Genomic DNA, 4,174 nt, shown 5'->3' with positions numbered 1-4,174 from the left:
TAATAGTTTGAACTCTATCAGCTCACTCACTATCTCTGATCCAGCTAAAGCAAGAGAAATGACCATTTTACTTTCTGACTTTCTAAGGTATGCTTTATCGAAAAGTGAATCGAATTTTAGTTCTCTTAGTGAAGAACTAAAAAATGTTAATCTTTATCTTAACATCGAAAAGATAAGATTCGGCGATAAATTCAGTTACATTCAGGATGTATCGGATGAGTTTCTTGATTATGAAATGCCTTCAATGATATTGCAGCCGATTTTTGAAAACGCAATTAAGCATGGAGTGTATGAAAGTCTTGAGCCGATTCAAATTAAACTCGAATGTGTAAAAGGAGAGAGCCATTTAACAATTCGAGTTGAAAACAATTTTGAATCTGAGATCAAAAAATACAAAGGCGAAGGAGTTGGATTGAAAAATATTAAAGATAGATTGAAGCTTATTTTTGGACTTGATGGACTCCTTTCGATCAAAAAAGAAAATGGAAAGTTCATTGTTGAAATTCTTATCCCTCAAATGGAAAGAAATAGAAATGAATAAAGTAAAAACGATAATTATTGATGATGAAGTTCTTGCACGGGAAGTAATTAAAAAATATTTATCGACCAACTCATCGGTCGAAATTGTGGGGGAGTGCAGCAATGGATTTGAAGGAATAAAAGCAATTAGTGAATCGCAGCCAGATATTGTTTTTCTCGACATTCAAATGCCTAAGATTAATGGATTCGAAATGCTCGAATTAATTGAAGATCCACCAGCAATAATCTTCACAACTGCATTTGATCAATATGCAATAAAAGCATTTGAGGTCAATGCTGTTGATTATCTTCTAAAACCATTCTCTGAAGAGAGATTTAAAAGTGCGGTTGAAAAAGCAATTTCTCGGTTGAACAATAAAGATGAAAATCAGAAACAGATATCTGATATAATTAATCATGTTGATAGTTCGAATGAGGCACTAACTCGGGTGATCGTTAAAACCGGCAGTAAAATAAATATAATTCCAATTGAAAAGCTTAATTGGCTTGAAGCACAAGACGATTATGTTATGCTTCATACTTCTGAGGGAAAATTTCTAAAGCAAAAAACAATGAAATTCTTTGATGAGAATCTTGAGCCAGAGCAGTTCATCCGTGTGCATCGTTCTTATATTGTAAGAATTTCATTCATAAAACAAGTTGAACTCTTTGAGAAAGAATCCTATAAAGTAATTCTACATGATGGAAATAAAATTCCTGTCAGCAAATCCGGATATTCGAAGCTGAAAGAAATTCTTCACTAAATCGCAAAATCATAAATCCCAAACTCTAAATATTAAAGTTAAATCAGAAAACGAATTTGATTTTATTTATCTTTGATTGAATGAAATCATGTCAAGAAATACTGAAAGAAGTTTTTGGATACGACAACTTTCGCCCACCTCAGGAAGAAATCATTCAATCCATTTTAGATAAAAAAGACACACTTGCGATTCTACCGACAGGAGGCGGAAAATCGCTTTGCTTTCAAATACCGGCATTGATTTTCGATGGCGTTACGATTGTCATTTCTCCACTTATTTCATTGATGCAGGATCAAGTTGAACAAATTAAATCAAAAATCTCTGCAGAGTATATTAACAGTTTTCAGAGCTATGGCGAGCAGCTTTCAGTTCAGAATAAAGTATTGAATGGAAATATTAAGCTGCTGTATGTTTCGCCGGAGAAATTTATTACTGAAAGCTTCGGAGAGTTTATTTCAAAAGTCAAAATCACTTTATTGGCAATTGATGAAGCACACTGCATAAGCGAGTGGGGGCACGATTTCCGTCCAAGTTATTTGAAAATAAAAGAATCACTTGCACGCTCGTCATCTGAAATTCCAATCGCAGCCTTTACAGCCACTGCGACTCCCGAAGTGAGAGACGACATAATTTCAAAACTGGCGTTGCACGAACCATCGGTTTTCATAAAAGGCTTTCTTAGAGAAAATATTTTCATATCTGTTATTAAAAGCCGAAATAGAAAAAAGAAAATAACTGAACTGATAAAATCAAAAAGCGGAATTAAAATCATCTACTGTCAGTCACGAAGAGAAGTCGATGAGCTTAACGACCATTTAATCTCTCACGACATTCGATCTCTGCCCTATCATGCTGGAATGAACGCTGAAGACCGTAGACTCGTTCAAGATTTCTTTCTCAATAATAAAGCTGAGGTTATAGTCGCCACAAATGCTTTTGGGATGGGAATCAACAAAGAAGATATTAGAATGGTGATTCATCAAGGGATGCCTGGTTCAATTGAAAATTATTATCAGGAGATTGGACGTGCTGGCAGAGATGGTCTTCCATCTGAGGCAATTTTGATTTATGATAAAAAGGATAGGAACATTCACGAATATTTTATTCGAAATTCTACGCCAACGCGTCAGCTGATAATTAAATTTTATAATTCAATTCAGAACCACTTTGAAATAAAAATTGGGGAAAAGAATTCGAATCCAATTTCAACCAGCATAGGTTTCATAAAAAAAACATTGCGCGAGGAAATATCTGAAGGGCAGCTGAATTCAATCTTGTCCTTGTTCGAAAAGGAGGGATTGATACAGTTCAAATCGAACTTCCAAAATCATTTTGCAATTAAATTGATAATCTCATCAGGCGAGGCAAGACAAATTTCAAAACGATTGCATGTGAACGAGGCAAATTTGATCGAGTGGATATTGAGAAATTATGGGAGTAAACCTCAATCAAGCTTTGTGAACGTTAATGCTGCCAAACTTTCGAATGATCTAATGTTCGACAGATTAGAAATTAATTCTGCATTGAGAAATCTTGAACAAAGAGGAATGATCGAATGCAAAATGCCGAAAGATGAAAAAAGTTTTTATTTCACAGGCGAAAGAGTATATGCGGAACAGCTTCCGATAAATTACTCCAAGCTCGAAGAAAGGGCAGTGTATAATATTCGTAAGCTTGATCTGATGGAAAAATTTGTTCATACAGAGGAATGCAAATGGAAATTTATTTTAAATTACTTTCATGAAGAGCTTACGGAATCATTCAAGTGTAATAATTGTGATAGATGCAAGTCGCCGGATCGATTATTCAAATTCGAACAGATTGATCTCGAAAAAGAGATACTGAAAACAATCAAAGAAGTCCGCGGCAAATTTGGCTCAGCCATAATTACTGAAATACTGCGTGGAGCGAAGACAAAAAAGATTGCCGACTATCATCTGCATGAAGTCTCCACTTATGGATTTTGTTCGGGTATTTCAAAAGAGGCGATTAAAGAAAAGATTGATATGCTAATTGCTCAAAATAAATTAAGCAAGACAGCATCACTTTATCCAACATTATTTTTAACTGAAGAAGGAGAAAAAACAATTTCTGATTCTGGTGTAAAAGAATTAACACTTCCAACGCCCGTGAAGCCGTCGAAAGTTGATTTGAAAGTCAATCTGAGTCTTTATGAGAGATTACGTGACACAAGAAATCTCATCGCAAAAAAATATAATCAGCCGAATTTTATGATTTGCTCGGATGAAATCCTCCGAGAAATCTCAGTTCAAATGCCAAGAACAAAGAATGAGCTTTTTAGAGTTAAAGGTGTGGGAGAAAAAGTCTTTCTAAAATGTGGAGAAGCGATGATTCAGGAAGTAAATTCTTTCTTAAACGAAATACAGAATGATGGAAACGATAAAGCGAAAAATCTGCCGCAGAATATTCGAACAACGCTCAATATGATTCGTGAAGGCATGAGTCTGGTTGAAATTTGCGAAAAGCGAAATCTCAGCAACGCAATTATTTCAGAGCATGTACAAACCCTAATTGATAATTCGTTTGATATAAATATTGCTCAATTAATTCCTATAAAGAACATTGAACTGATTAAGGAAGCAATGGAAAAATCTGAGTCGAGATTTCTTCCGGTCATTAAATCTTATCTCCCCGATGAAATCTCATTTGCCGAAATAAGGATTTGTTTGAGTTATTTCGAGAAATTGAAGTGAGGATGAAATTTTAGATAGCTTTGAATGCTTAGTTGATATATGTGAAGTCTTTACTTAATTTGCCTTTGTAATAAAATCGATGAAATTCGCTCTATCAAAGAATAAAGTTAATATCAGATTAACTGATGAAAGATGGTTTCACATTACAGAAGAACACTCTGAAATGGCCGGACTATA

General features: G+C 34.6%; 3 protein-coding genes. All 3 read left to right on the top strand.

From position 1 onward, the window contains the following. On the top strand, positions 1-541 hold a 541-nt coding region (locus tag FJ213_12975; protein ID MBM4177063.1), incomplete at its 5' end, for a GHKL domain-containing protein. Further along, a complete protein-coding gene (locus FJ213_12970) occupies positions 534-1,283 on the top strand; it encodes a response regulator (GenBank protein ID MBM4177062.1) in 750 nt (249 codons plus the stop codon). The genes FJ213_12975 and FJ213_12970, both read left to right, overlap by 8 nt. An 80-nt stretch (positions 1,284-1,363) precedes the next feature. Next, a complete protein-coding gene (locus tag FJ213_12965; protein MBM4177061.1) occupies positions 1,364-3,997 on the top strand; it encodes a RecQ family ATP-dependent DNA helicase in 2,634 nt (877 codons plus the stop codon). Positions 3,998-4,174 lie beyond the last annotated feature (177 nt).

It is taken from the genome of Ignavibacteria bacterium (assembly GCA_016873845.1).
Classification (GTDB): Bacteria; Bacteroidota; Ignavibacteria; order Ch128b; family Ch128b; genus JAHJVF01.
This window is presented reverse-complemented; position numbering and strand designations above follow the sequence as displayed.

What these genes read in the sequence shown, in the direction of transcription:
- FJ213_12965 (MBM4177061.1), top strand. Translation starts at nt 1,364, where the DNA reads ATGAAATCATGTCAAGAAATACTGAAAGAAGTTTTTGGATACGACAAC.
- FJ213_12970 (MBM4177062.1), top strand. Translation starts at nt 534, where the DNA reads ATGAATAAAGTAAAAACGATAATTATTGATGATGAAGTTCTTGCACGG.